26 protein-coding genes are annotated in these 24,775 nt (G+C 39.6%); 12 read left to right on the plus strand and 14 right to left on the minus strand.

Going from position 1 to position 24,775, the window contains the following annotated elements; genetic code table 11:
- Positions 1-399 precede the first annotated feature (399 nt).
- Genes T456_RS0107595 through T456_RS0107605 form a run of 3 tightly spaced genes read right to left on the minus strand, consistent with a single transcriptional unit; the run spans position 400 to position 3,467 of the window.
- A complete protein-coding gene (locus tag T456_RS0107595) occupies positions 400-1,617 on the minus strand; it encodes a hypothetical protein (protein WP_024865605.1) in 1,218 nt (405 codons plus the stop codon).
- On the minus strand, positions 1,618-2,253 hold the full coding sequence (locus tag T456_RS0107600) for a M15 family metallopeptidase (protein WP_024865606.1): 636 nt from the start codon (positions 2,251-2,253) through the stop codon (positions 1,618-1,620).
- Positions 2,254-2,255: 2 nt separating this feature from the next.
- Complete coding sequence (locus tag T456_RS0107605; RefSeq protein ID WP_024865607.1) at positions 2,256-3,467, minus strand: DUF819 family protein; 1,212 nt, start codon at positions 3,465-3,467, stop codon at positions 2,256-2,258.
- Positions 3,468-3,666: 199 nt separating this feature from the next.
- Here T456_RS0107605 and T456_RS0107610 point away from each other — a divergent pair, with 199 nt between their 5' ends.
- From T456_RS0107610 to T456_RS0107670, 11 genes are all read left to right on the plus strand, one after another.
- Positions 3,667-3,882 carry a hypothetical protein gene (locus tag T456_RS0107610; RefSeq protein WP_024865608.1) on the plus strand — a complete coding sequence of 72 codons (216 nt, stop codon included), beginning with the start codon at positions 3,667-3,669 and terminating at the stop codon, positions 3,880-3,882.
- Between the two features lie 362 nt (positions 3,883-4,244).
- Positions 4,245-4,430 (plus strand): hypothetical protein, encoded by a 186-nt coding sequence (locus T456_RS0107620; RefSeq protein WP_024865609.1) that lies wholly within the window; start codon positions 4,245-4,247, stop codon positions 4,428-4,430.
- Positions 4,431-4,443: 13 nt separating this feature from the next.
- Positions 4,444-4,584, plus strand: coding sequence for a hypothetical protein (locus T456_RS22395; protein ID WP_155838044.1), 141 nt, complete (start codon positions 4,444-4,446; stop codon positions 4,582-4,584).
- 305 nt (positions 4,585-4,889) lie between these two features.
- Positions 4,890-5,555 (plus strand): hypothetical protein, encoded by a 666-nt coding sequence (locus T456_RS0107635; protein WP_155838045.1) that lies wholly within the window; start codon positions 4,890-4,892, stop codon positions 5,553-5,555.
- A 51-nt stretch (positions 5,556-5,606) separates the two neighbouring features.
- Complete coding sequence (locus T456_RS0107640) at positions 5,607-7,001, plus strand: hypothetical protein (RefSeq protein ID WP_024865611.1); 1,395 nt, start codon at positions 5,607-5,609, stop codon at positions 6,999-7,001.
- A gap of 260 nt (positions 7,002-7,261) precedes the next feature.
- Positions 7,262-9,022 (plus strand): MotA/TolQ/ExbB proton channel family protein, encoded by a 1,761-nt coding sequence (locus T456_RS21160; protein ID WP_024865612.1) that lies wholly within the window; start codon positions 7,262-7,264, stop codon positions 9,020-9,022.
- Positions 9,023-9,028: 6 nt separating this feature from the next.
- On the plus strand, positions 9,029-9,784 hold the full coding sequence (locus T456_RS0107650; protein ID WP_024865613.1) for an OmpA/MotB family protein: 756 nt from the start codon (positions 9,029-9,031) through the stop codon (positions 9,782-9,784).
- A gap of 11 nt (positions 9,785-9,795) precedes the next feature.
- Positions 9,796-10,983: a hypothetical protein gene (locus tag T456_RS0107655; RefSeq protein WP_024865614.1), complete on the plus strand. Its 1,188-nt coding sequence runs from the start codon at positions 9,796-9,798 to the stop codon at positions 10,981-10,983.
- Positions 10,984-10,998: 15 nt separating this feature from the next.
- Positions 10,999-12,474, plus strand: a complete 1,476-nt coding sequence (locus tag T456_RS0107660) for a hypothetical protein (protein WP_024865615.1) — start codon at positions 10,999-11,001, stop codon at positions 12,472-12,474.
- Positions 12,475-12,496: 22 nt separating this feature from the next.
- Positions 12,497-13,678, plus strand: a complete 1,182-nt coding sequence (locus T456_RS0107665; RefSeq protein ID WP_024865616.1) for a toxic anion resistance protein — start codon at positions 12,497-12,499, stop codon at positions 13,676-13,678.
- Positions 13,679-13,738: 60 nt separating this feature from the next.
- The gene (locus T456_RS0107670) at positions 13,739-14,491 is read left to right on the plus strand and encodes a DNA/RNA non-specific endonuclease (protein WP_024865617.1); all 753 of its coding nucleotides are present in this window, start codon (positions 13,739-13,741) and stop codon (positions 14,489-14,491) included.
- Positions 14,492-14,742: 251 nt separating this feature from the next.
- Here T456_RS0107670 and T456_RS19475 read toward each other — a convergent pair whose 3' ends face one another.
- From T456_RS19475 to hxsD, 11 genes are all read right to left on the minus strand, one after another.
- Positions 14,743-15,408 (minus strand): transposase, encoded by a 666-nt coding sequence (locus T456_RS19475; RefSeq protein WP_155838046.1) that lies wholly within the window; start codon positions 15,406-15,408, stop codon positions 14,743-14,745.
- A 160-nt stretch (positions 15,409-15,568) separates the two neighbouring features.
- Positions 15,569-15,937 carry a hypothetical protein gene (locus T456_RS19480; RefSeq protein WP_155838047.1) on the minus strand — a complete coding sequence of 123 codons (369 nt, stop codon included), beginning with the start codon at positions 15,935-15,937 and terminating at the stop codon, positions 15,569-15,571.
- 4 nt (positions 15,938-15,941) lie between these two features.
- On the minus strand, positions 15,942-16,706 hold the full coding sequence (gene istB, locus T456_RS0107680) for an IS21-like element helper ATPase IstB (protein WP_024865618.1): 765 nt from the start codon (positions 16,704-16,706) through the stop codon (positions 15,942-15,944).
- Positions 16,699-18,261 carry an IS21 family transposase gene (gene istA, locus T456_RS0107685; protein ID WP_207640363.1) on the minus strand — a complete coding sequence of 521 codons (1,563 nt, stop codon included), beginning with the start codon at positions 18,259-18,261 and terminating at the stop codon, positions 16,699-16,701. Before istA ends, istB begins: the two co-directional genes overlap by 8 nt.
- Before the next feature lie 104 nt (positions 18,262-18,365).
- The gene (locus T456_RS19485) at positions 18,366-19,016 is read right to left on the minus strand and encodes a transposase (protein ID WP_024865620.1); all 651 of its coding nucleotides are present in this window, start codon (positions 19,014-19,016) and stop codon (positions 18,366-18,368) included.
- A gap of 213 nt (positions 19,017-19,229) precedes the next feature.
- Entirely contained in the window at positions 19,230-19,904 is a 675-nt protein-coding gene (gene hxsA3, locus T456_RS21165; protein ID WP_051464991.1) for a His-Xaa-Ser repeat protein HxsA3, read from the minus strand.
- Entirely contained in the window at positions 19,901-21,361 is a 1,461-nt protein-coding gene (hxsB, locus tag T456_RS0107705; RefSeq protein WP_242835891.1) for a His-Xaa-Ser system radical SAM maturase HxsB, read from the minus strand. Before hxsB ends, hxsA3 begins: the two co-directional genes overlap by 4 nt.
- The gene (gene hxsC / locus T456_RS19500; RefSeq protein ID WP_024865622.1) at positions 21,298-22,401 is read right to left on the minus strand and encodes a His-Xaa-Ser system radical SAM maturase HxsC; all 1,104 of its coding nucleotides are present in this window, start codon (positions 22,399-22,401) and stop codon (positions 21,298-21,300) included. The genes hxsB and hxsC overlap by 64 nt, the downstream gene beginning before the upstream one ends.
- Positions 22,392-23,429: a prepilin peptidase gene (locus T456_RS0107715; protein WP_024865623.1), complete on the minus strand. Its 1,038-nt coding sequence runs from the start codon at positions 23,427-23,429 to the stop codon at positions 22,392-22,394. Before T456_RS0107715 ends, hxsC begins: the two co-directional genes overlap by 10 nt.
- Positions 23,426-23,629, minus strand: coding sequence for an HxsD-like protein (locus T456_RS0107720; RefSeq protein ID WP_024865624.1), 204 nt, complete (start codon positions 23,627-23,629; stop codon positions 23,426-23,428). Before T456_RS0107720 ends, T456_RS0107715 begins: the two co-directional genes overlap by 4 nt.
- The gene (gene hxsD, locus T456_RS0107725) at positions 23,622-23,969 is read right to left on the minus strand and encodes a His-Xaa-Ser system protein HxsD (protein ID WP_024865625.1); all 348 of its coding nucleotides are present in this window, start codon (positions 23,967-23,969) and stop codon (positions 23,622-23,624) included. The genes T456_RS0107720 and hxsD overlap by 8 nt, the downstream gene beginning before the upstream one ends.
- A 574-nt stretch (positions 23,970-24,543) precedes the next feature.
- Here hxsD and T456_RS0107730 point away from each other — a divergent pair.
- On the plus strand, positions 24,544-24,768 hold the full coding sequence (locus T456_RS0107730; RefSeq protein WP_024865626.1) for a hypothetical protein: 225 nt from the start codon (positions 24,544-24,546) through the stop codon (positions 24,766-24,768).
- Positions 24,769-24,775 lie beyond the last annotated feature (7 nt).

Raw genomic sequence — 24,775 nt, forward strand, 5'->3', positions numbered from 1 at the left:
CAAACCAGACCCTCAAAGTAGCCCCTCACGACAGCCCCTCAAACTAGACCCTCAAAATGATTGACCCTCAAAAACTTTGAATACCCGAATCATGCTTGCCAAACACGTAACCAAGACTAAAGAAAGTCGCACACAGTGCAAGCACTGCGATAAGGTCACCGATGGTGAGCATAAGCAAGTGCCTCCAAAAAAGATTTCTCGAAAGAGATTTCTATATTAACGGAGGTCACAGTCCTCCGATTGAAGGACTAACCGCCTACCGTGATTACTGGTAGCACCAAGGGTGATTATACAGAACGTACATTCGATAGTCAATGGCATATATAAAGATCCACAGCCCCAATCTCAAAATGGTCTTATGACTTAAGTCCCCAGGGCTCATTTTGCCACACCATACCCTCACTTCTCATACGTCGACGTCACCTCAAGCCCGGTCATCTCCCCAATCATATCTGTAAACACCACCGGATCCCAGTGTATATTCGCCCTGTTAAACTTCCGATCCTCCAGCTTCAGCCACGGGAAAATCATCTTCTCCCCATCGCAGACATAATAAAAGTTATTAAACGTCCGCGCATAGTCAATCTCACTTGCCTCCGCGCAGCTCACCGGATCCGCCTGCAATATGCACTGGTCATACCCGAATTCATATTCCTTCCCATCAATCCCGGTAAAAGAATAATGATACCAGTCACCCTCAACCGGATACCCCTGCCTTACCAGAAGCTTATAAAATGCGGAATAGGAAAGATTCCCCTTGTAATCCGCAAAGATCTCCTCACTCTCATCTGTCGCCATGCCGTCAATCACCGCGTAGTAGTATCTGTTGGACTCAAACCCGTTAACGTCCTTCCTCTCCTCATACGGAAACTTAGAGTACACATCCACGAGCCCTTCCTCAATAGCCCAGGACAGATAGTACTTCTCCATCCTGTTCCTGTAATAATCGGAATTAAACTCACCAATATTGGCTTCATTGATGTTTGCAAGGTGCGAGTACTCAAACAGCGCCTGATAGATAAGCTCCCTTGGAATCTCCCCCGTGTACAGATCACTGACCGTCACCCCATCCTGCCTCTTAGTGTCAGTAAACTTCCCCTGCACCCGGAACCTGATCATCATATCCTTCGAAAACCCGTGACTTTCATAGACCTTTGCAATCTTATCCGTGGTCTCCATCACCGCCTCAATATCCTCATAAAAATTCATGGGATCAACTTCAAAATCCGGCGAATGCCCATTGTGAGCTGTCAGGACCCTTGGCCATTGCTCCTGTGGATACAGCACATAAAAAAGATTCTCCTTAAGATCATCATCCCAATAAACTGATATCATCCCTATCGTATCTGTACTCGATGTCCGGAACACCTTGAAAACAACCTCTTCCCCAAGCTGATACCAATCCGTACTCACCTCATATACATCAGATTCCCCTTCTTCACTGATCTTCTCGATCCGGCACTGCTCAGGGTCGATGCCAAGCTCCTCTATGTAGTATTCAACGCTGCCCTTTTCATATTTGGAATAGCGCTCCTTTTCTAATCCGCAGGAACACACCAATAATACTCCGGTCAAAAGAACCATCACTATAATCAACAACCGCTTAAAAATTTTCATTTACAATTCTTCCCCTAAATCTCCGCTTCTCATCACGGGAAAATCAAAGTACTCATCCGGATACGGCTCATCCGCCAGCGTAAAGTGCCACCACTCGTACTCATATGGCGCAAACCCGGCCCGCACCATGACTTCCCGCAGCAGTGCACGATTCGCCCGCTGCGCCTCCGATAGCGAAGCATGCTCATAATGGCTGATATCCCCGAAGAAGTCGAAGTATCCGCCCATATCCGCATCACGCCCCCGGGCCATGTCAAACAGCGTCAAGTCCACGGTGCTCCCTCTGCTGTGGCCGGAGCGCTCCGCAATAAACCCCAGCTCAAAGAGCCTCTCCTTTGGCACATCAGGATAAAAGACCTTCTTCATCCGCTGGTCGCTTACATCCTTAGCCCATCTCACAAAATGGTCCACAGCCCTCTGAGGCCTGTAGGCATCATAAATCTTAAGCCGGTACCCCTTCTCTTTAAGCTCCTCGGCGGCAGCCGCCAGCGCATCCGCAGCTTCCCTTGTCAAAAGAGCTGTCGGCTCAAGATAACCGTCTATCCTATCCCCTATGAAATTGAAAGTCGAATAGTATCGTATCTCCAGGATCACATCGGCAGCCACCTCTGCAATCTCCACAAATCTCTTATCCATCCTCATGCCCCCAAAATCGAACCCATGATAATGCCCAGCCATGTGCCGATCACATAGCCGAAAGTCCCAACCAGCATACACGGGCCAACCAGCCTTGTCCAGCCCATGGAAATAGCCATTCCGGCAGCAGTGGTAGGTCCGCCGATATTGGCATTTGACGCCAGGATGATGTCCTCCAGATCAAATTTAAACAGCTTCCCGAACCCAAAGCAGAAAGCCATGTTAAACACCACCAGTATAAAGCAGAACAGCAACAGAAGCGGAGCATTCCTGATGATCATGACAATGGAGGCCGGAACACCGATGACGAAGTAGAACAGGTAGATAAGCCAGGTCCCCACTTCCTTGGCGCCGTGCATCTGCCTTGCCTTGTCTTCAAAGAAGGAAGCAAACACCATGGAAACATTGGTGATCCACACATACTGGCTTCCGAAGAAAGTATTCAGCATCTTCAAAAATCCGTTGCTCTCGGGAATAATCCCGGAAAGAAATCCCGCAATAAGTTTTGAAACAGTAACCACAATGGCTGCGTAGGCCAAAGAAGCAGCTATATCCTTCAAGGAGATGTCGTGCCTCTCCCAGTAGCTTGCCGCAAGGGTTTCGCCCTCCTTATCAGCCCCTCTCTTTGCCACCTCATCTATATGCGGGTGGCTGTAATGCTTTTGGAAAAAGACACTTGAAGCTATAGCCAGAAGTATCATAAGATACACGGCCATATTCAGATTGTCCGCCACGGTGGCAGCAGAGATGAGCCCTCCGCTGACCCCAAAGGCATCAGCAATTGCAGTAAAGTTTACGCCTCCGCCGATATAGGAACCCGTCATCATGGCAGCCACCCCGGGAAGTCCTTCCACAAGCCCCGACAAAAGAGCCGTTCCCACCAGGGCCCCCGCAAAGGTCCCCGCGGCGCCTATAAGGAATATCACCAGAAGCTTCCCTGTCTCCCGCCATATCTTTATCACGTTTGCATCCAAAAGAAGCAGCGGTATCGCCAAAGGAACCGCATATCCCCAGACAACGTCGTCAAATACCGGAGCCGAAGTCGGAATAACCCCAAGGTTTGTCAGCACTACCGCAATGATCAACGCGATCACTGCTCCCGTAAGCTTCGCAGCCCATTTGTATTTCTGCTCAAGATAGATAGCCAGAAAAGCGGACAAAAAAAGTATCGACAAAAGCGCCCAGTTGTTATCCGCTGCAATCAGTGTGTTCATAAATTCATCCCATTCCTTTTCTCGTTTTTACGTTACCACATTTAATTATATAACGTGTTGTAAACAATGTATTGCGCCATTATAATGAAATAGAAGTTTCCGCGGCATCAACCGGACATAACAGTAAACAGACAAACGTATAGTTGACCGCGCGACATTAAATCTATGTGGTGAGGGAATGAAAAAAGGGGGAACAAATATGCAGGGAAGTATTGATGATATCGAAGCTTTGATGAACTGGCTCGACAGAATTGGGGTTCTTAACAGCGCAAACAAAGATCTGCTTGAAGATGCAATCTTTGCCCTGAAGTCCGGTAACGAATACCGCGCTGAGGATCGTTTAAAAACTGCTGCAAGAAACTACGAGAATGACGGAGAACGTGATGCTGCAGCAGCATGCGAAAGACTTCTCTAATATAGAATCAGCATTGCTCTAAACGTAGTACAATTACAGTAATTACATAAGCGGCTGATACCAGGCATATGGAAGCTTCAAGGCTGTCACAGAAATGTGGCAGCCTTTTTAAATGTCCGAATCCATTGAGTGGTGATTATTGGACGCGTAATTCTCTATCATGTGTATAACAGAACCCGGGAAAAGAGCTATGAACATAATGAAAGCTTGTTTTTGGAGGATATGCCATGGAAAGACTGCTGTATTGGCTCAGTAAATGTATTCACAGGAAAAACAGATTCTGCAAACACTTCTGCGTCACCTGCGAGTTCTACGAGATCTGCAAGCGCGACGGAAGCCTTGAATGAAAGAGAGGTAACAATATGTTCTTTGGAAAAAGAGATAAAGATGTCAGATTAACAGAGAAGCAGTACAAGGAGCTTACAAGCTCAATGACAAAGAAAGAGCGCAGAGACTTTGACCGCAGGCAGGATCAGTTACGCTGCGACAGAGAAGATGACAGGCTTGATGCATGGCTTGACTTTGAAGATGAGATGGATGACAAGTAAGAGGTAAAGAGAGATGTCGCTTGACTGGAACAGAAACGGCCATTTAGATGCAGCGGATTACATGATAACAGAAATGTTGAATAAGGAACTGGAGGAAAAGAAAAAGGAAGGGGACGAGGACGAGACTAACTGCAAACGTGAGAAAAATAATTGATGTTCAACAGGCTGTGCAATATGATTCTGCGGCCTGATTTTGTGCAAATTGCACAATGCATATTTTGGGGATTTTTTAAATGCTAAAAGGTTAAAAACTGCATAAAAACTGGAGAATGCCAAAAGGTTAAAAGTCACAAATATTATAATGTCAAAAGGTCATAAAATTGTTGACATTGCACAAGGAAGGTGATAAATTTACATCATCGAAACGATATGCGCATATCAAGTTTTCGGTTAGACAACCCATGAACACGAAAGGATGACCTAAGATGAAATGTTTTGAATGCGACAAGTGCGCCGCGCATGGTAATGGAAGGTTCTTCTGCTTACAGGACAAGAAATGGATCAGCAATGATAATTACTATTATCGTAAAACAATTGCTTGCAGCATTAACAAGAAGGCAAGAGAACAATCTGGCAACTATCTGTTCATCAAACTTGATTGAAGGAGAAAGCATCATGGAATTGCATATCAGTTCAAATGATTTTGATTACATTACAAGTATTTTTGAAGAGGCTAAGGCAAAGGTACCTCAGGTTGAAGGTTATTGCAGCCTAAATGGGACCAATGCTTTTGGCAAAAGAGAATATAGAGTCTATGTCAGTAATGAAGATCTGACAGAAGCGTTTCGAACACCGGTAACTTTTGGGCAGATGATCGACATAATGAAGCAATGGCCGGTAGGTCAGCAGATATATTTCCAAAGAGAAGACTGGCAGGGAACCCCGGAGGCAGTGTTCTTGGATTCTTACGGCAAGATTCCACATATCAGCAAATGTTATATGTGCCCGGTGAGTAATGATTATTACGTGGATGAAGAAACCGGAACCACAATAGACACAATACCGTATATACCTTCTTTTGAAGATATGTTTCATAAAGGGTGGTATGTATACAACTATAAGAAAGATAAGACGTATGTGGAAGATGATGACGACATGGTTGATTATGGCGGATATTCGGAATAGAACGGATTTTGAAATCACAATGAGTAGGATAATAGTGAGGATGAAGGTTTTATGGATGTAGATTTTTCTGAGGTTATAGCAAGAATAAATGAGACAGCAGGCTTTTCATACGGAGAACAGTACGATATTGTTTCTAAGGTGGCTTATTTGCTTGGAGTGAACAAGCGAATCTTTGAAAACGACCATGAGCCGCCCAAAATGGAAGTGTTCAAGAAACTGGAGCTGGATAAGAGAGCTAGGATAGTTAGAAACTTGTGCCTTCTTAGAAATCAGCTTGAGCATAACTTCCTGAAAGTATGTCAGGGCATTCAGCAAGAGGGAAGGAGTATACTTGGCATGCCTGAGTATATGTCTATTGACGCTATGCAGACATTGTCAGATGACGGTATTGATATATACGCACATTTAAAAGAGCCTACTCCATATTTGGCTAATTTAAATATGAATATCAAGAACAGGATAAATAACTGTCGGGATTTGTTTCCGCAGTGGATTAATTGGGATTATTTATCTGAGATATTTATTATGCCAGATGGCCTTTCAGAGGAAGGGCAAAAGAAAGCGGCGGCGTTCTTTTATGAGAATATGACCTATTATCCTTATGGACAGTATCTAAATTGGCCGGCACAGGAAGAAGGTAATATTCTTCTTAATGACAAGAAATTTGTTAGCCTACTTTATCGATGGAATAGCGATGAATTCCAAAATTTAAGCCTTGTATCGGATGTGAGTGACAAGACTAAAGCAAACATTTATACATTTATAGAAAACAGTGATAAGTGTGTGTTTATAGTAGATTGCGAAAACTCGGATCCATATAGTCTTTGCGCTGCGATCAGAAACCTTGAACCAGAGCGCTTGGAGAAAATTGAGAAGATCATTCTATTTGATGATGTGCATGCGGCATCTGCCTGGGAGCTACTTGGATCATATATTAGTATCCCGGTTGAATATATCATGATAGAACGACTTAAGGATAACAAGTCGCTGGCGGATGTTAAGGTTACTGCAAGGACTTGCAAGGAGTTTTACAGCAATAATGTAGATTCATTTGTCCTTGTATCCAGCGATTCTGATTACTGGGGACTTATGGAAGAACTTCCACAGGCTAAATTCCTGGTAATGGTTGAACACGACAAATGTAGTTTTGCTTTGAAGGACAAACTCATGAAGAATGATATTTTTTATTGCTACATTGACAGCTTTTATGCTGGAGGGGCAGAAGATATCAAAAATGATGCAATTCAGAAAGAATTGGCCAGGTCGATTAAAGCGTCTCTGGAATTAAATCTTAACACTATGATGCGCGATGTGTTATACAGAACAAGAATTAGCATGACTGATGAGGAAATAAGCAGTTTTATAAAACGCAAAGTGAAGAATCATTTGGAAATTGAGGTTGATGAAAATGGTGATGTTGAGCTAAGCTATCGTGTTAGGAAATAGGGATGATCAAGAGTATATTCTTATAACGAGCTGCGTGATATAATGGCAATGGTACATACAAGCTGAAAAGAAAGAACATAGTTGTAGGGGCTCAGAGAAATACAATTTCTTTTGAAGCCCTTATTTTACGGCAAAGGAGCATACATGAGTATTACATAAATTTTGTATTGGTGGTATCATATCAGCGCTGCATTTTTATTAGTAGGCATTTGTTAAATATGAATTTAAAAATATAAGTAATAGGTGAGGTTTTGAATAACATGAAGATGAAGAAGTATTTTGCGCTGCTGGTTTTATGGTCGGTTTATTTTGCAATGTTAGCTATATGCATAACTTTGTCTATTTCAACATACCATACTTTGCAGCCATTGGCGGCGTTTGAAAGTATTGCTATCAATCTTGTGATGTTCTTGATAGTTGGTGCATCATTTTTGTACTGCACAATAAAGTTTATTAAAGTCATTAACATCGTTGGAGAAATCGGATCTGCAACGACAAAGATTAAGGAAGACTTTAACAATGGTGAATCTTTATGGGAAAAATATAGCAATGATAGTAACGAACTCTTTCATGTTGAGAGCTTGAAGACTAAGTATAACGAGTTTGTTTCTGAGAGTAAGCGTTTTTCTGAGTTGACAAATGGAAGCTACAAGTGCAAGATAGATGATTTTATAAATGAAGACTATTTGAATTCTATAATGAACAAGACATTGTGCAATCTTGTTCCTGGTCTAATGACGGGATTAGGTATCCTTGGAACTTTTATTGGATTGTCTTTGGGACTTCAGGCGTTCAATACTGGAAGTGCTGCAGAGATTTCAGATAGTATAGCTCCTCTTATGGGAGGTATAAAGATTGCATTCCATACTTCAGTATATGGAATGGTTTTTTCATTAGCTTTTAACTGGATTTATAAATACATCTCAGGGTCAGCAATGGTAAATCTGAATGATTTCCTTGAAATATATGACGGTCATGTCCTTTTGGATTCAGTTTACACAAATGAAAGTGAGATTCACAATTTAATTCGACAGCTTCCAGATGAGATTGGCAGACAGATGAATGCTTCTTTGTCACCTGCAATGTCTGGCATAAGCGAAACTTTTAGAGCATTTGCTGATAATGTTAGTGAAAAACAGACGGAAGGATTATCAAATATAGTAAATTCCTTTGTTGATGAAATGAACACTTCATTGGGAGACCAGTTTACTCATCTTGGAGAGATTATTGAAAAGACCTGTGAAATGCAGGAGCAGAATAATGAAAAATCGCAGGCACTTCTTGAAAAGATTGGTTTGATGTCAACAGACATAGATAGAATAAATGAGATGTCAAACAATACTGTTGAGAAAATGTCCGCTTACATAGATAAGCTTGAGGAATATCAGACTAATCTTAATAAGTGCCAGGAGTCACTGAATGCTCAAATGGAAAAACAGAGTAAGATTGATGACTCAATCAGTAAGAATATGGAGGAGTTGGCTAAGCAGCAGGGAGTAATCGTTGATATTACTACTAAGGTATCCACTAACCTTGAAGAACAGATTGTAAATCTTTCGGAGCTTGAGAAAACACTCAGTCAGGAAGCAAAGGATAATATGGAGCAGTTGGCTGCGCAGGCCTATGATTATAACGAGCAGATAGCAGAGTTTGCACGAGAACAGCTTGAGAAGATGGCTCAGTATTCAGATGATCATTCGGCTTCGATGAAGAAGAGTTCAGAGGAATTATCTAAGATTATTACTACTTTGAACGAGAAACTTGGAGAATCACTTACAGAAACATTCAAAGCATTTGATAGTAATCTGGCTGAAATCACGGATCACCTTAGCGGAACTATTTCAGAGGTAGATGATACCACCAAGAGAGTGCCTAGTGTTGTTAACGCTGCATATGCCGGTATGGAAAAGAGCTTTGAAGAATTACAGAATAAAGTTGATGCTTTTGTAAAAATACTTGATGAAGATATAAAGAAACGTCAAAGAGCATTTGAAACAGGAAATGGTGGTTTTCGAGGATAATTCGATATGTATAGAAGAAAGAAAAAACATGAATCAGAAGAAGTGACATATTGGCTTTCTTATTCTGATATGATGGCGGCTTTGTTGCTTGTTTTTGTCCTGATTATTTCGTTTACAATGTTGCAGGCAAAAAAACAGTACGAAGATAAAGAGAAGGAGCTCCAGGATCAGAGAACGCAGCTTGAAGAACAGCAGAAGGTAATGGAAAGCCAGCAAGAACAACTTGATAAAGTTATTGGAGTTAGAGCAGACCTGGCTACAGCTCTTAGACAAGAGTTTGAGGGTTCTGATCTCAAGGTGTCAGTTGATCCGGCTACTGGAGCTATTACATTAGATTCAAGCATTTTGTTTGATGTAGACAGATATGATATCAAGCAGTCTGGACAAGAATTCCTTCAGGATTTCTTACCAAGATACGTTGGAGTTTTATTGAAGCCTGAGTTTAAAGATTATATTTCAGAGATTATCATTGAAGGCCATACGGATACTAATGGTGATTATATGCATAATCTTGAGCTTTCTCAGCAAAGAGCATTATCAGTTGCAAGGCTTTGCGTAATGGATAATAGTACTGTGCTTGGTGCTGATGAGCTGGAGGAAGTAAGGCCAATACTTACAGCGAATGGAAGATCATATAGTGATCCGGTATACAATGAAGAAGGAAGTGTTGATATGGCTGCATCTCGAAGAGTTGAGTTTAAATTTAGGCTTACTGATGAAGAGATGATTGATGAGATGATGAAAATCCTGAGCGATGGTTAAGGGAAAGAAAAATGCTTTTATATGTTCCTAATAAATTGATAAATTCTAAAAAAGAGATAATACAGAAGCATAAAAAATCAAACGATGTTCATATCGATGAGCAAAGCTCAGAGTTACTTGATCTGATTACTAGGCTGGTTTCGTTAAGAGAAGATAGCCTTGAAAGAGAGGCTTATGCTCTAAGTAACGGCGAAATAAGCATGATTTCTTCTTATATTCCTGTAAATTACTATGACGTGGATATGAGTAATCTTTTTGCAATATATACGTATAGAGCAGAAAAACGTTACTTTGAGATTCTATATACTACTTGGCAGGATCATTTTAAAAACAATGAGTGCAACGCATTTATTTATCAGTGGCTTAATGACAACGATGAGATCTTTGGTAGTGTTTTGGATATTTCGTTAAAGCCAGACTTTCGTAAGATGTTGGTTCGTGGCGATGTTCTTTTAACCTTTGGAAACATAGTAAAAGAAAAAATAATTGAAACAGACAATAGCCTGGAGGATATTTTAGAACCATGGAACTTGCGTTATGGGAGTAAGCTGCTGTGGGAAATGAAGTTTTTGTTATACACATATTGTCCTAAAAAAGTTTACCTGAAGATATCCAAGCAAGAGCTGCTTTCATATGTAAAACAATATGCAAGTAAAAAGGATGGATCACTGAAGAAATTTGTAGTAAATTTTGTTACTGAATTCAAGCTTAAAGAGCTTGAAAGGTTTGATGATATTGGAAGATTCCTGCTAGATGAAGTGGGAAATCCAGGAACCAGTGAGTTTTCAAAATTCCTAGAGGGCGTTTCTGCAGATTTGGTAACCAAGTATACAGACTGGATCAATAAATTGATTATTGATGAGGTCTTTGGTAAGGATGAGCGCAGCTTGTTCTGGAAGCAATATAGATTTAGGTCAGTTGTTAAGTATGAACGTAGTAATTCAGTAGTAATGGATATGGGGAAGTATGTTGCGACTGAATTTTTGGGTAAGGCCATGGGGCCAATCTATATTTACAAGAAAGATGTATTTGAAGACCAGGTTAAGAAATGGTTCCAGAATAGAAATAATGCGCAGCTTCGTTCTGTTTTATTCCATCACGAAAACTATTTTTGGAGAGAGGTACATCAGGGATATTGGCAGGGCGATGTTGATAGAATCCTATACAGTAACAATATGACAAGGAAAATAGAGGGATAACAAAGGAGATAATGATTGGTGGAGAGTAAACCGCTTGATGCAAGTTGTGATAAATTAATATTGACAGAAGAGCAGACACGGTGCGTTCTCAATGCTGGTAAGAGATCTTTGATAATTGAGGGAAAAGGTAAGACTGGAAAAAGCCTTGTCCTTATGAGAGTGTATGCCAAACTTCTTGAAAACGGAAGTGTAGGAGAAAATAATAAGATTGCTTTTTTTGAATCTATTTCAGAGTTAAATCAGTATGTTAATAGTATTTATGAAGAGTTAGTTGCTGATAAAGAAGCTCCTGATATGAATTTGATTGATTCAAAAGAAAGAGTACAGACTGCTGAGAAAGCGCTGGATAAACATAAATCACAATTTGGGAGGCATAGATTTCATAGTATTGATGCTGATTTGTGGCTTGAAGAATTTGATTGGATAAAAGGAATGAATATTGATCAAGATGATATAGATGGATATTTGATGCTTGATCATAGTGAACGCGATAAAGCTATTAAAATGAACCCAGCAGACAGAGTCATTGCCTTTCAGATTTTCTCTATATATAGCGAAATGCTAAAGGATAACAATCAAGTAGATGCATTGGATCAAGCGCTGTATTTGTTCAGACATAAGGAATTGATACCGGATTCTATGAAGATGTCACATGTATTGTTGGATGATGGGCAACGGCTTACTAAAATACAAGCTTCTATTTTGGGACTACTCAGCACGGGGACAGTGGTTGTCGCAGTAAATGGAGCTACGGCAGATGTCAGCTGGGGACCGAAGGATCTTGGGGATAGTGTGGAGATAAGAAGACTTACTATAAGCCAGAAACCGCGTGTTAAAGAGACAATAGAAGAAAAACAGGAAGATCCAAAGGAAAAGGCGCCAATAGTAGACAAGAAACACTCTCAAGAAAAAAGGAAATATACAATTGATACGTCTAAGGCTCGATCAGGATCTTTGTTTAGACAGCTGAGAGAAAAAGGTGGGACAAGAGTTCGTTTGGCGGATGGATTAAATCAGGAAGTTGAAGAACAGCCAAAACTTGATAAAGCTGTTTATGATAAGCTTATTGAAGAGAAAACTTTATCATCCTTTTTAGAAGCATTTAAGATGCTTAGAAAATGTATGATTACAAGAAAAATGGATGATCAGTATAAAGTTTTGATAGAAAGAATGGTTGTTCTACAAGAATCAATGGAGAAATATAAGGAAGTGTATGATCCGGATATTTATGATTTTTGTGAGTATTATGTGCCCGAAATTCTTAGGCTGACAGAAACGTATTTAGAATATGTGGATGCAGGTTTGAAATGGAGAATCCTTCATGATAAAGAGACTGATATAGTATCTGCACTTGAAGGATTAGTAATAGCTATCAATGGTAAAATAGATGAAATATACATGTATGCTTCTATTAACTTGACAGCGAAAGCAAAAGCAGTAGAAAGCATGATGGGACAAGATGGTTACGTGAAACCGGAATATAAAATATAAGAAGGAAAAGGAGAAATAAGTAATGGATAATTTGACAAATGCTGAAAATACAAAGGTGCCTACATTAACTTTGGATTCAGAGGAAAGAACTATAGATTTAACTGCACTGGAGCCTTCTCTTGCAAAAGATATTTCAAGTGATGTTTCTGGAAATTTGGCATCAGCGGGCGCAATTGATGAATCAATGTTGTCAGCTGAAGAAAAGAAACAGGTGGATGAGTTTTATAAAAAGATAGACGTTTCTGATATTAAGCTATTGAACTCATATGGTGCAGGAGCACAAAAAGGAATATCTACTTTTTCGTCAAATATCACTAAAAGAACTATGACGAAAGATGCTGGTGACGTTGGAGAAAGTTTGCGTGAATTAAAAGTGGCTATAGAAGGAACAACAACTCCTGACAGAATGGGTATATTTGCTATCTTTAAAAAAGGAAAACAGAAACTCAGTTATTTGGTATCTAACTTTCAAAGTGTAGAAACAAATATTCAGAGGATTGAAAAAGATTTAAGACATCACCAGCAGGTGTTAACGCAAGACGTTTATGTTCTCGACCAGATGTATAAGCTGAATCTGGAATTTTATCAAGAATTAACTATGTATATTATTGCTGGAAAGAAAGCTTTGTCTGATGCGCGTAATGGGAAGTTGATCGAACTCAGAGAGAAAGCTGAATTATCTAAGGATCAGTTGGATATTGAGAAATATAGGGATTACGAAAGAGCGTGCAATAGATTTGAAAGGAGAGTCCATGATTTAGAGGTTACAAGACTTGTTTCTCTTCAGCAAGCACCGCAGATAAGAATAATTCAGGATTCGGATCAGCAGACAATAGACAAGTTAAGGTCCGATATTATCAATACCATTCCGCTTTGGAGAAATCAGATGGTAGTTGCTCTCGGTATCCAGCATACTACAGATGCTCTTAATGCTCAAAGTGCTTTGGATGAGATGACCAATGAGATGTTTAGACGGAACTCAGAAACACTAAAACAGGGGGCGATAGATGCTGCGTTGGCTTCAGAGAGAGATATTATAGATATTGACACTCTCAGAAAAGTTAACGCGGATATTATTTCTTCAATAAATGAAGTTGTTAAAATTCACGAAGAAGGCAATAGAAGAAGAGCTGATGCGCAAAATGAGATGGTAAAGCTTGAAGAAGAACTTAAGCAAGCTTTACTAGATGCAGGTCAGAGATAATGATTAGATGGGTTTTATATGGCTACACGTTATACACCATATGTCACTAGAAGGCAAAGATTGGCATACAGGGAAAAAAAGAAAAGAATAGTATTATGCGCAATTATAGTCTGTTTGGCTATACTTGTGCTTGTTAAAATATGCGGTTTTTTATATAAGAATTTAGCAAGGAAATCATTAATTTATGATTCTCAGGGATCTGTAAGTATAGTTGATAGGGATCCGGATGACATACCGCTGTATGATGGGGCGGATTACAGTGTTTTAAATGATGGTAAACCATCCTTTAACTCATGGGATATAGATAATATTTCAGGAGAGCATTATAGTGAATTGGATGGATGGGGCAGGTGTGGAGTTGCTTATGCAATGCTAGATAGAACTATGATGCCTACAGAGGCGCGCGAAGGGATTGGGCAGATTAAGCCATCGGGATGGCAGCAGGCCAAATATGAAGGTGTTGTTGACTCAGATCCTCCATATCTCTATAACAGATGTCACTTGATCGCATATGCGCTGACTGGACAGAATGCCAATGAGAAGAATCTCATTACCGGTACGAGGTACATGAATGTTAAGGCGATGCTCCCTTGGGAAGAGAAAGTAATGCATTATCTTGATAATTCAGAAAACCATGTGCTTTACCGGGTGACCCCATATTTTAAGCTTAATGAGCTGGTTGCCAGAGGTGTAGAAATAGAAGCTTATTCTGTTGAAGATAAAGGAGAAGGGGTAAACTTTCATGTTTTTGTATATAATGTGCAGCCGGGGGTAGTGATTGACTATTCGTCAGGAAAAAGTAGGCTTGAATAAGCAGATGAGTATGGATGATAGTACAGATAGGCAGCTGAAGCGAGAAATTCGCTTTGGCTGACTTTTTGTAACGAAATAGAAATAAAAAGAGCAGCCAGATTAGGCAATGTCATTAAGTTAGTATGACAATACAAAAATGGCAACAGACTGAGGATGAAGTATTTTACTCTTCATCCTCAGTTTCTTCTTTTTAGGGCATAGCAAATAGACGGATTTTCTCCGCCAAAATAAAATTATGCAGCTTATTGTTTTTATGCTACTCTGTATAGGAAACTATGATATATCTTGCCAGTTAGTTTTCTTTCCCGATGTCTATCTGGCCTTATAGGAACTAGATTTTTTGATATAATGGTTTCCAAATCAGGTGATGATGCCTTTCCTCGATAGAACAATCTACACATATGCACTGCAACCGAAAAATTCGCTTTATATGTATGTTTCCTTTGCTTTTTATCAATGACTACGTGCGAGGTAATCATTTCAGCAAAGTTATACATTATAAGATGTGCGTAGATTTCTTGTTGGATGCACATCACCTTTTTTGAATGAAAATCCAGCATTCCTGTTGTATATTTCAGGTCTCTGAAAGATGTTTCTATTCCCCAGCGAACTGCATATAATTCTTTTAGCTTTTCTGGCGGATATGTATCTGGTTCAAGATTAGTGAGTACCGTTTCATAGCCATTTTCTGAGATCTTAAATCGAACAATCCGGAATCTAAGATTATAACTAAGTGTTGGATCTGCTTTTCTTGATTTTGATGGAAGATAATCAAATGTCGAAGTGGCTGCTATAAATTTATAATGATTCCTGTCCTTGTATAACTCTTTGGTTTCTTTGTTTTGTCGGCGTATCAAATTCATGGATATAGGTACATCGTATTCTGGTTTCTTTGGAAGGTCATAACCCTCTTTCATTCCTGTTTTTCCATCTTTGTAACCGGCAAGTACTTTTCCCGAAATTTCGGCATTTAATTTTCCCGAATCCGCGGCATTTAAGATTCCATAGCCAGCGGCATTTTATTTTCCATACTTGTCTTTATTCTTGGGCTGCCGCGTAAACGGCAGCCCTTGTTGCTTAATTACCAAAAATGAAGTCAAGATCCCTGCCTTTTAGCTTGGAAAAGTCGATATCGTCCAAAGGCTCTGGGGCATGATTTCTGGAGTCATCACTGTATCCGTAATAATCCATCATATACTTTCTGGCGTCTTCGGGATTCATGCCTTTTGTTGCCTGTCTTAGCTCTTCCTCTTCACGGTATATGTCGAGGAAATCTATAGGATATCCGCCCTCACACACAGCCATGGCATTGTTCTCATGAACGCTGTGACCTGCCGCCACCCATTCACGCAAGGCCTTGCATTCCTTGGCTGTCATCTTTGTCTCTTTCAGATATTCTTTAAGCTCTTCATCAAGCATAGCCTGGTATTCTTGTTCTTTTATCATATGTTCACTTATCCTTTCCGGTTTCATTTAAAAATGATTTCCTGTTCTCAAGTCTGTAGCTCTTACCATTCATGGGGATCTTGTCACACTGGAAGGAGAGCCTGTCCAGAATGGCAGTTGCAAGCGCTGCATCTCCGAGAAACTCAGTCCATTCTTCAAATCCTTTGTTGGTAGTAATGATTATCGAAGTGCGTTCCTGAAGCTCTGATATCAGCTGAAAGAACAGATTCCCTTCAATAGCAGTGATGGGGAGGTATCCAACCTCGTCTATTATCAGAAGGTTTGATGAACGTATCCTTCTAAGCTTTACACCTGCATGTCGGTCAATCTCTTCAGTGCGGAGGACCTTTATCAGCGACTGCATGGTTGTGTAGCTTACCTTGTAACCGTCTTCACATGCCTGATATCCAAGTCCTATCGCAAGATGTGTCTTGCCAACTCCGGGCGGACCGGAAAGTATTAAGTTGTATAGCCCGTCAATCCAGGTAAGCTCTGTGAGCTGTTTGAACTGCTTCTTGCTTATGGCTTTGCAGAAGGTCAGATCAAAGTCCTTAAGATATTTAGGGTAGGGAAATCCTGCCTCCTTTATTCGTTTATCCCTTGCCTTGTTCTGACGGTAAAGTATCTCTCCGTCAAAGACATATGTAAGGAAATCCAGGTAGCTTTGCTGCTCGGTTTCAGCTGTGTGGATCACTTCATCAAGGGCATCTCTTGTATGTATCAGCCCAAGGCTTCTGGCTGAAGTCTTTAAGGTCTGTATCTTATCCATTCAGCGCACCTCCCTTCATGGCATTCTCATATATCCTGAGATCGCGTATTTCAGGGCTGCCGCCTCTGTATTTCTCCGGCAGCTGTACCTTGCCGGGTTTCTCTGTTTTGTTCCTGTCCTCTTCAAAACTGAACAGATATGCAGTGGCTGATTTAAGTTCAACAGCGGAGTAAATGTCTCTTTCAAGGCAATACGAAAGTGCACCGTTTATGAATCTGCCCTCGTATTCATTAAAGAGCTTTTTGACTATCTGAAGCTGGTCACGGTAGTACCTCTGCTTCCGATGATACAGCTCTTCAAAGAACTCGCTGGCAGACTCGCTGTCAGTGAACCGAGACAGAACATCTGCTTCAAGTTCCTTTAATGACTGGCTTTTCTCGCGGTAGTCATCGGTAGTTGATCCAATGAGTTCGCCCTTTCCGTTAGATACCGGATGTGTTGCATATATCTCACCGGTCGCAGCATCAACGATTGAAACTTCTCCACCCTCAGTGATCATGTAAACCTTCTTGCCTCTGGAATAAGTTCCCTTAGGCACACGGTATCTGTTGCTGTGGAAAAGTACCACGTTGTCTTTGCGGACCTGATAGGTTATACTTTCGTTGACAGGTTTTTCAAAACTGTACTCAGATACTGGTATGAGGTATTCCTTTTCGAGGGCGAACACTTCTGCCGGTATCTTTTTTGTTGTTTCATGAACCTTGCTGTTTCCGGTTCTTTCAAGCCATGCGATACAGTCTTCGTTAAAGCTGTCTATATCTTTAAATATCCTGTGCTCAGCAAAGCCGTGCTTTACATACTTTACTACGTTCTCGATACGTCCTTTGCTTTCCGGATCGGCTCCATGACACAGGAATACGCCAAATCCGATTGTTTCTTTGAATATCTGGAACTCGTCTGTATAGATGATATCCCCATGATTCTCGCTGACTGCAAGTATCTTATCCTGATCATAGACGATTTCCTGGGGCCTTCCGCCAAAGAATTCAAATGCCTTGATATGAGCCTGTATAAAGCTGCTCGTCGTCCAGGGACGTTCTCTCCACAAAGCATACTTTTGACGGGAGTTGGAGAGCACCATGGCAAAGCAGTACACTTTCTTGGTGCGCCCAGAGAGAGTTTCAAGCTTTATTTCTCCCATGTCGACCTGTCCCTGTTTTCCAAAGGGTGGATCATCTGTAGCTTCGTATTGCCTTTGATGCTCAGGCTTTTTGATGCCATACTCTTCTCTGATGGCTACAACATAGTTCCTGAAAGCTCGTTCCTGGAATTCCAGCTCATTCTTACCCGTTTGCTCTTTGATCCAGTCATAAATCTGTGCGGCTGTCATATCTGGATATTTCTGAAGGCATTCTACAACGTATTCCTTGTAGATGTCTGCCTTCTTGTGTCTGCAACCAGCATTCTGCCTGGCTACAGCAAAGTCATCGGGTGGCATGTCCCAGTACTTGTTGACTGTCTTGAAGTCGATACCAAGCTTTTTACTGGTCTGCGATTTGTTTAGTTTGTGACGTTTCAGTTCTTGAATTTTTTCATAGATCATCCAACTTTTCACCTTTCTTCACCTCCAAAGAAAAGTATATCTTTGGAAGCATGATCTATGGAAAATAAAATGCCGAAACTATGGAATTTTAAATGCCGCTGGCTATGGAATATATTTTACCGTTTACAATCTTTTATACGAATAAGAAAATACCATCCTTTTTCTTGAACGTGAGCCATGTTGTTATAAGATTCATAGCCTCTATCAGCAATTACAATGGCTTTTGGTATATTTGATCTATCTATCATTTCTGCAAAAGCTTTATGTTCGTTGGCTATTCTATCTTTTTGGATAATAGCATCACTATAGATACAATGCTTAAGATCATACAGCGCATTCAAATGTAGTAAGTTGTATGGTTTTTGGCCATTTGAGCCAGGATAAAATGAGTCGGTATCTTCTGGGGCGGTAGCTATTTGAATTCTGGAACCATCAACCGCTAATAAATGAATCTCTTCTTTAAATGTACTGGTTATTTCATGAGAAAACTCGCGGAATACTTTCAGAAAAGCATTAGGACTGATCTTACAACGTTGTTGCGAAAACGCTGAAGCAGTAGGAACATCAGACGATGCATTAAAAAAATCTATCAATTCATTAGTCAGGCTTCCACTTTGCATTCCGATTATGCCTGTGATCAATTTCTCCATAGTAAGTTTCCTTTTGCGTGAAAAATCCTTTTCTGGATTGACGCAATACAATTTAGAGTTTTTCACTACTCTACGAATATTTGACATCAAAAGATTTTTTAGTTGTTTGGGTTTCATGTGCACCTCCTTGAAATCGAGAATTATGCTTACAATTTCAAGGGCCGCTTTCGCTACCTCTAAATAAAATCAGTAGCGAAAGCGGCCGCACTTTTTAGCTTTTATGTCAACATTTTTTCAGAAAAAAAGACCCCTACATCATTTCTGATGTAGAGATCTTTATAGTGTCACCTTAACTTAATGACATTGGCCAGATTAGGCTGCTCGTAGTATTTATTTTGAAAGTTTTGTGTAACCAATACGTCCTTCAGATTTACCAAGATCTTTATAATGGATATAGTAACTCTTTAAGTCAGTGCCATAGGCCTTTACAAGATCTGCATAGTTTGCTTTGTAGTAATCTACATTAAATTCGGTACATCCCTGACGACCTTCAGCCATGCCATAGTCCTTGAAATGCTGAAGAAGAGCATCAGCAGTGTTTCCTACTGCCTGAACAACATCAGCATTATGCTCTGCGTAATATGTTGCGTTAAAGATGCAGTCCCAACCAGATGTTAAAGGGTATGCTTCAAGGGCGGATATTACGGTTGCCTTAACTGCTGGAGCAGTAGTGGTAGTTTTAGTTGTAACTCTGTTACTGGTTGCAGCTGCAGCGTTGCTATGAGCTGAGCTGTGTCCAAATCCTGATACATGTGACTGGTGAGATTGATGTGAAACATGTGATGAATGACTATAACTGCTACCAGATGAATGTGAACTATGTGATCTATGTGATGAATGTGAACGATGTCCTGCAAATACTTCCATTGAGTAAAGCATACTCATAAGGATTACTAATGAACCTACTGCTAAGACTTTGTTTCTTGAAATATTACCTTCTTCATCAAACAAGTAGTTTTCTACGCTCTTTCCAAGCTTTGGAAAATTAAAATTCTCATCCATCATTGTATCCACCTCTCCAAAATATCAATAACATTTTTATCATCTTTATGTAAGATACCGAAGTAGTAGTCTAACATACCTGCGTAAATTTTGCAACGATTATTGCCTGGTGCCTTTGCGAATAAATCATTGTCAACAGCGTAGTTAATTACTGGACAGACACCGCAATATGGTTGATAAACACAGTCGCAACATCCAGGAATTGCTTCGAGACAACTGGCTGTGCAAACCGTTTTACAAACACCTGAATCAATAAGGGCGTTGTAGTCTGAAGTAAAAACGTCTCCCATCTTGAAAGCCGGGTCCCCCATCTCAGCAACCATACGTCCTTCATCGCAAGTATATATATTTCCGTCATAATAAATAGCAATTTGACCAACAGCAGCACCACAAGGGGACCTAAGCTCCATGTAGTTGCTTGAATATCCATGCAATATTTTTGTTAAGAAAATATTTGCGTGGCCTTCACTGAAAACAGTACCGTTAGCGTTGATCTCTATAATATGATCAAGAGCTCTTTTGTAGAAAGCTAAGAATTCATTTGGTGTATATCCAATTTTCTCCCAATGGTCATTTGCATAACCAAGTTTGGTAAGTGGTCGTATGAATATGTTATTGAAGCCAAGCTCAAGGTAGGTATCAACAATTTCCTTAGCATGATCCAAGCTAAAACGCGTAGTGGTCTGAATGGCGCCAAGACTTATTCCGCGGTCTCTGAGCATTTTGATTCCTCGTATAGCTGCGCTATAAGATCCGCCACCACCCTGGCGAAAAGGTCTGTTGGAATTGTGAACAAGCTCATTTCCATCTAATGAAACAGATACTTGAACCTTGTGATCAGAAAGATAATCAGCAATTTCATCTGTTAGAAGAGAAAGATTGGAAACGAGATTGTAGGCAATCTCCTTATTTCCTTTTCTTGAATCTGCATACTCAATGATATGCTTTATCGTTTCAAAATTTAAAAGTGGTTCTCCGCCCTGAAATTCCACAGTTATAGAGCTGAGAGGAGATTGAAGAGCTATTTCTACACCCCTTTCAGCAATTTCTTTGCTCATTAAGCCTTTTGTGGAACTGTTTTCAGACTGAGCCTGACAGTATACACAATTAAGGTTACAGCTATTAGTCATGACAAATATGAAGAGTCCGGTCGATTGAAGCAGGTGGCATTTCATATCTCTCAAATACGGAACGCTTTTCTCTAGGTAAGCCTGCCTAGATTCTCCTGTCAAAAAGAATTTCTCCGTGAGGCTCTCACGAAGAGCTGGTTCCAGAGCGTTTGCATTGCCTGTAACTAGTGTCTTCAATGAGCTTTTGTCAATGAATTCATAACGTCCAAAATCATTGGTTATAAGGTATTCGTTTTCAAATTCTTTGAAATTAAAATAATTTATCATTATAAGATTGGTTTTACCGAATTGGCCAGATAGCGATCCGTTCCGGTAAACATTCCTCCACATGCATTTTTCTCTTTACAGGTACTGCAAGCATCAGCATATTTAATCTTGTGCTCTGTTATACTATGTGCGCATATATTCCAATAAGGGCGATCAACAAAGCATAATGGGAAATTGTAAATGGCTACATCAATTGCGTTCTCAACAAGAATATCTATTGCCGGACGCATGTTTTCAAATGCTTCTTCATATGGAATCCATACTTTGTCGCTATTAACAAGGGCGTTACCCAGCATTTCCATGCCCATAATCTTGACACTATCTATGTTGGGAAAATTTTTGCAGATGTATTTGGCCAAGGAAGGAAGATATTCAGCGTTCAGCTTACTGACAACAATTCTGATTTCTACAGAAACCATTTTAGTTGCCAAAAGATTCTTGATCCCAGCTGTTGTCTGAAGAAAGCTTCCTTTGGCTTGTGATATGGTATCATGGACTTCTGCGACATGAGCATGTAGCGGTATTCCTACCAGAAAGTCTTCAGGTACAACTTCTGCGAATTTGCGGCAATATTCATGGCTTGAAAAAACACGTCCATTAGATAAAAGCAAATAGGACTGAGCTTTGTTTCCGTCTTTTAGCTGCTTCAAGATATCAAATATTTTTTCCTTGATAATAAATGGCTCTCCGCCGGTAATTGTAAGATGCTCCATTCTACATGGCATATATCTTATAAGCTCATCCTGTATTTCGAATGGAACAGTATGGCCATCTCTTCTGGCAGGCTCTGCCATAGGGCACATTATACAGTTGGAGTTACATTTATCTGTAATGTATAAGGTGTTGTCATTGGTCATCCCAAATGAACTGGCAATTTTCTTGTTGTTAATCTCTATGCAAGCATTCTCACCGAGACTAATCAAGTAATTCAGTTCTTCTTCTGATAAACTGAAAGATATATTCTCAGGCAAGAGAGTAGCTTGAGAGTCAGCAACATAAAAAGTGTTAAAATCAGCGCTTATATACTGATCAGCCAGTTCTTTGCTGAAAGATAGTTTGTATATATAATTTGATCCGTTGAATCCTTGTAAAATTATCGCCAATTGCTTATACCCCATATTACAGTGTAAATAAGTAGTCCGCTAAAGATAAAGATTGCGTAAGGCACCTTACGGACAATCTGAACTTCTTTAAGGCCGTTCTTTGATTCTCCCCATCTTATAACAGCTTCAGCCTCCTCGGCAGTAAGTCTGCTGCGCATGTCTTCCTTGGAAATACCGGGTAATCCTTTTACTCTGGATCTAGACATGAACATAGTAGTGAAACTTGAGAGAATCATTCCTTTTTTGACTTCAGAAGTAGGAATGGTTGCGTAATTATACTCGCTTATCATTAGTCTTAGTAACATGATTATTACTACGAGAAGGTAGTATTTTAATCTGCCAATACTCAAGAACCATTCGCCGGTATATATAGATAATGCTACGGAAAGGATAAGGGCAGTAATAACAGCAGGAAGCTTTTTTAAGAAATCGAATGAGGAAATCAACAATATTAAGCTTATGTTGATTCCTAAAATAGCCCACCCATGGTTGTTAAACCAGTCTTTGGCGAAATAGTTTTCAAGCTTTAGTGCAAAAGAAATATAGATGATATTTCTTATGTATGCGATAAAAAATTGTTTGGCATTCTTAGTGACATTTTTAAAAGAAAAATTGCCCTTATGAGTGATGAAGAGCCATATCGATTCAAATAGTAGATAAGCAAAGCTTACAATAAAGCTAAGAGCAACTACTATTACTCCCCAGGGAACAAGATTGCCAGCAAGCATACAGTAATTGGCTGGTAAAAGAATGCCTAATACAGAAAGCAATTTGCTGTCTCCTGCGGCCCAAATGTGCAATATATATAGAATCAAAGAGAATACAACTACAAGGGTAAGATTGATAAAATAAGCTCCCCATATTATGTTTGTTTTTAATATGTACTGTGCGATTGTTAATGCAATTCCTGCTATTCCGAAAATGAGTAATATTTTGTTGCTGATGCGATTTTCTCTTATGTCAGTTATGGAAGTAATTATTCCCAGAATTAAAGCAAGTATTGTTGCGGTCAATGGAAGTATAATCATAAGTTCATGAGTCCTAAAACATAATTTGAAAACTCTTTTAATACAAGCTGAGGATCAGGCTTGCTGGATACTACAGTGCAAATGTAATACTCGTGGTTTTCATCCATTTTTATATTAGCAAATCCTTTATATGCGGCAATGGCCGCAAGGATAGAGGACTTGTCATAGAATTTTTTTGTCAGTGCAACGGAATTATTCATTTTCAAACCAATCCTTTAGTATATTATCAACATCTTGAATATCTGCTCCGTCATCAATATCTGCTTCCCCTTCGATGATTGTTGATGCCATGGCACGTCCCAATGTTATTTCACGGATTGTTCTTGTGCGCGTTGATATAACATAACGAGCTGCCTGTGCAAGCATTTCGTTATCAAAGTCTCCCTCAGATATAGGAGTTGAGCCATCTTTAGGAGTGATTGTTACAATATATTCGCCGTCTTTTTTATCGATATGAATGTAGGAATGATCTAAGAACCTGTAAGAGGCTTTGATCAGTACTTCTTTTGGATATAAATCTTCTGGATACTTAATTGTCATATAAAAACCCATCCTAATATTTTTGTCTTTTATTCTACTATATTTAATAATAATAAATAGCTTTCTTACAATATTTTCATGGATGTTTAGCAATTGTTTATTTATTGCTGTATGATTCCCCGTTTAGTAAGTGGAATTAAGGCTATGCAAGAATGATTATCATACTTTGAGTGACTATTGATGTCAAGGAATTGTTTACGGTATTTTATAAAACAAGGACAAAATGTGAAAATTTACATTACTCTGTGGGAATGATGGGGGACGGACATTGCGGTTGTCACACAAAGATAAGAGATGAATAATGAGTATATATGCAGCTGAAACGATATTTTCGCTTTAGCTGTTTTTTTGTATGAAAAACAGCTGTGGTTGATTATATTTTGAAAATAAAATGTTTAGAACAGCTTTATTGAAAATATATCTTTGTGTAAAGGATAATAATTGATGTAAAGAGTATTTTGTTTAAATGTGTTATTTATGATTATTGCTTTGTAAACATCGCTATATGTTGACAATATATGAAAAATATTGTCTAATAATAGCAAATGTAGTGCATAAATGGAAAGGGTATTTTATGGCGACAGAACAAGAGAAAAGCGAACGCTTCAAACGGGTGGCAGAAGGAAGGACTAATAAGATAATTGATCAACTTCGCCTGTTGGGAAATTGTGCTAATAAATCTAACTATGAATATAGTGATGAAGATATCAAAAAAATCTTTTCGGCAATAGAAAATGAACTGAGGCTTACTAAAGCAAAGTATCAGGCTAAGCAGAAGAACAAAAAATTTGAATTATAAGGAGTGG

The organism is Butyrivibrio sp. FCS014 (assembly GCF_000526935.1).
Taxonomy (GTDB): Bacteria; Bacillota; Clostridia; order Lachnospirales; family Lachnospiraceae; genus Butyrivibrio.

Coding starts and splice junctions, on each gene's coding strand:
- T456_RS0107595 (WP_024865605.1), bottom strand. CDS start 1,617: ATGAAAATTTTTAAGCGGTTGTTGATTATAGTGATGGTTCTTTTGACC.
- T456_RS0107600 (WP_024865606.1), bottom strand. CDS start 2,253: ATGGATAAGAGATTTGTGGAGATTGCAGAGGTGGCTGCCGATGTGATC.
- T456_RS0107605 (WP_024865607.1), bottom strand. CDS start 3,467: ATGAACACACTGATTGCAGCGGATAACAACTGGGCGCTTTTGTCGATA.
- T456_RS0107610 (WP_024865608.1), top strand. CDS start 3,667: ATGCAGGGAAGTATTGATGATATCGAAGCTTTGATGAACTGGCTCGAC.
- T456_RS0107620 (WP_024865609.1), top strand. CDS start 4,245: ATGTTCTTTGGAAAAAGAGATAAAGATGTCAGATTAACAGAGAAGCAG.
- T456_RS22395 (WP_155838044.1), top strand. CDS start 4,444: ATGTCGCTTGACTGGAACAGAAACGGCCATTTAGATGCAGCGGATTAC.
- T456_RS0107635 (WP_155838045.1), top strand. CDS start 4,890: ATGGTAATGGAAGGTTCTTCTGCTTACAGGACAAGAAATGGATCAGCA.
- T456_RS0107640 (WP_024865611.1), top strand. CDS start 5,607: ATGGATGTAGATTTTTCTGAGGTTATAGCAAGAATAAATGAGACAGCA.
- T456_RS21160 (WP_024865612.1), top strand. CDS start 7,262: ATGAAGATGAAGAAGTATTTTGCGCTGCTGGTTTTATGGTCGGTTTAT.
- T456_RS0107650 (WP_024865613.1), top strand. CDS start 9,029: ATGTATAGAAGAAAGAAAAAACATGAATCAGAAGAAGTGACATATTGG.
- T456_RS0107655 (WP_024865614.1), top strand. CDS start 9,796: ATGCTTTTATATGTTCCTAATAAATTGATAAATTCTAAAAAAGAGATA.
- T456_RS0107665 (WP_024865616.1), top strand. CDS start 12,497: ATGGATAATTTGACAAATGCTGAAAATACAAAGGTGCCTACATTAACT.
- T456_RS19475 (WP_155838046.1), bottom strand. CDS start 15,408: ATGAAAGAGGGTTATGACCTTCCAAAGAAACCAGAATACGATGTACCT.
- T456_RS19480 (WP_155838047.1), bottom strand. CDS start 15,937: ATGATAAAAGAACAAGAATACCAGGCTATGCTTGATGAAGAGCTTAAA.
- istB (WP_024865618.1), bottom strand. CDS start 16,706: ATGGATAAGATACAGACCTTAAAGACTTCAGCCAGAAGCCTTGGGCTG.
- T456_RS19485 (WP_024865620.1), bottom strand. CDS start 19,016: ATGAAACCCAAACAACTAAAAAATCTTTTGATGTCAAATATTCGTAGA.
- hxsA3 (WP_051464991.1), bottom strand. CDS start 19,904: ATGATGGATGAGAATTTTAATTTTCCAAAGCTTGGAAAGAGCGTAGAA.
- hxsB (WP_242835891.1), bottom strand. CDS start 21,361: ATGTGGAGGAATGTTTACCGGAACGGATCGCTATCTGGCCAATTCGGT.
- T456_RS0107715 (WP_024865623.1), bottom strand. CDS start 23,429: ATGATTATACTTCCATTGACCGCAACAATACTTGCTTTAATTCTGGGA.
- T456_RS0107720 (WP_024865624.1), bottom strand. CDS start 23,629: ATGAATAATTCCGTTGCACTGACAAAAAAATTCTATGACAAGTCCTCT.
- hxsD (WP_024865625.1), bottom strand. CDS start 23,969: ATGACAATTAAGTATCCAGAAGATTTATATCCAAAAGAAGTACTGATC.
- T456_RS0107730 (WP_024865626.1), top strand. CDS start 24,544: ATGGCGACAGAACAAGAGAAAAGCGAACGCTTCAAACGGGTGGCAGAA.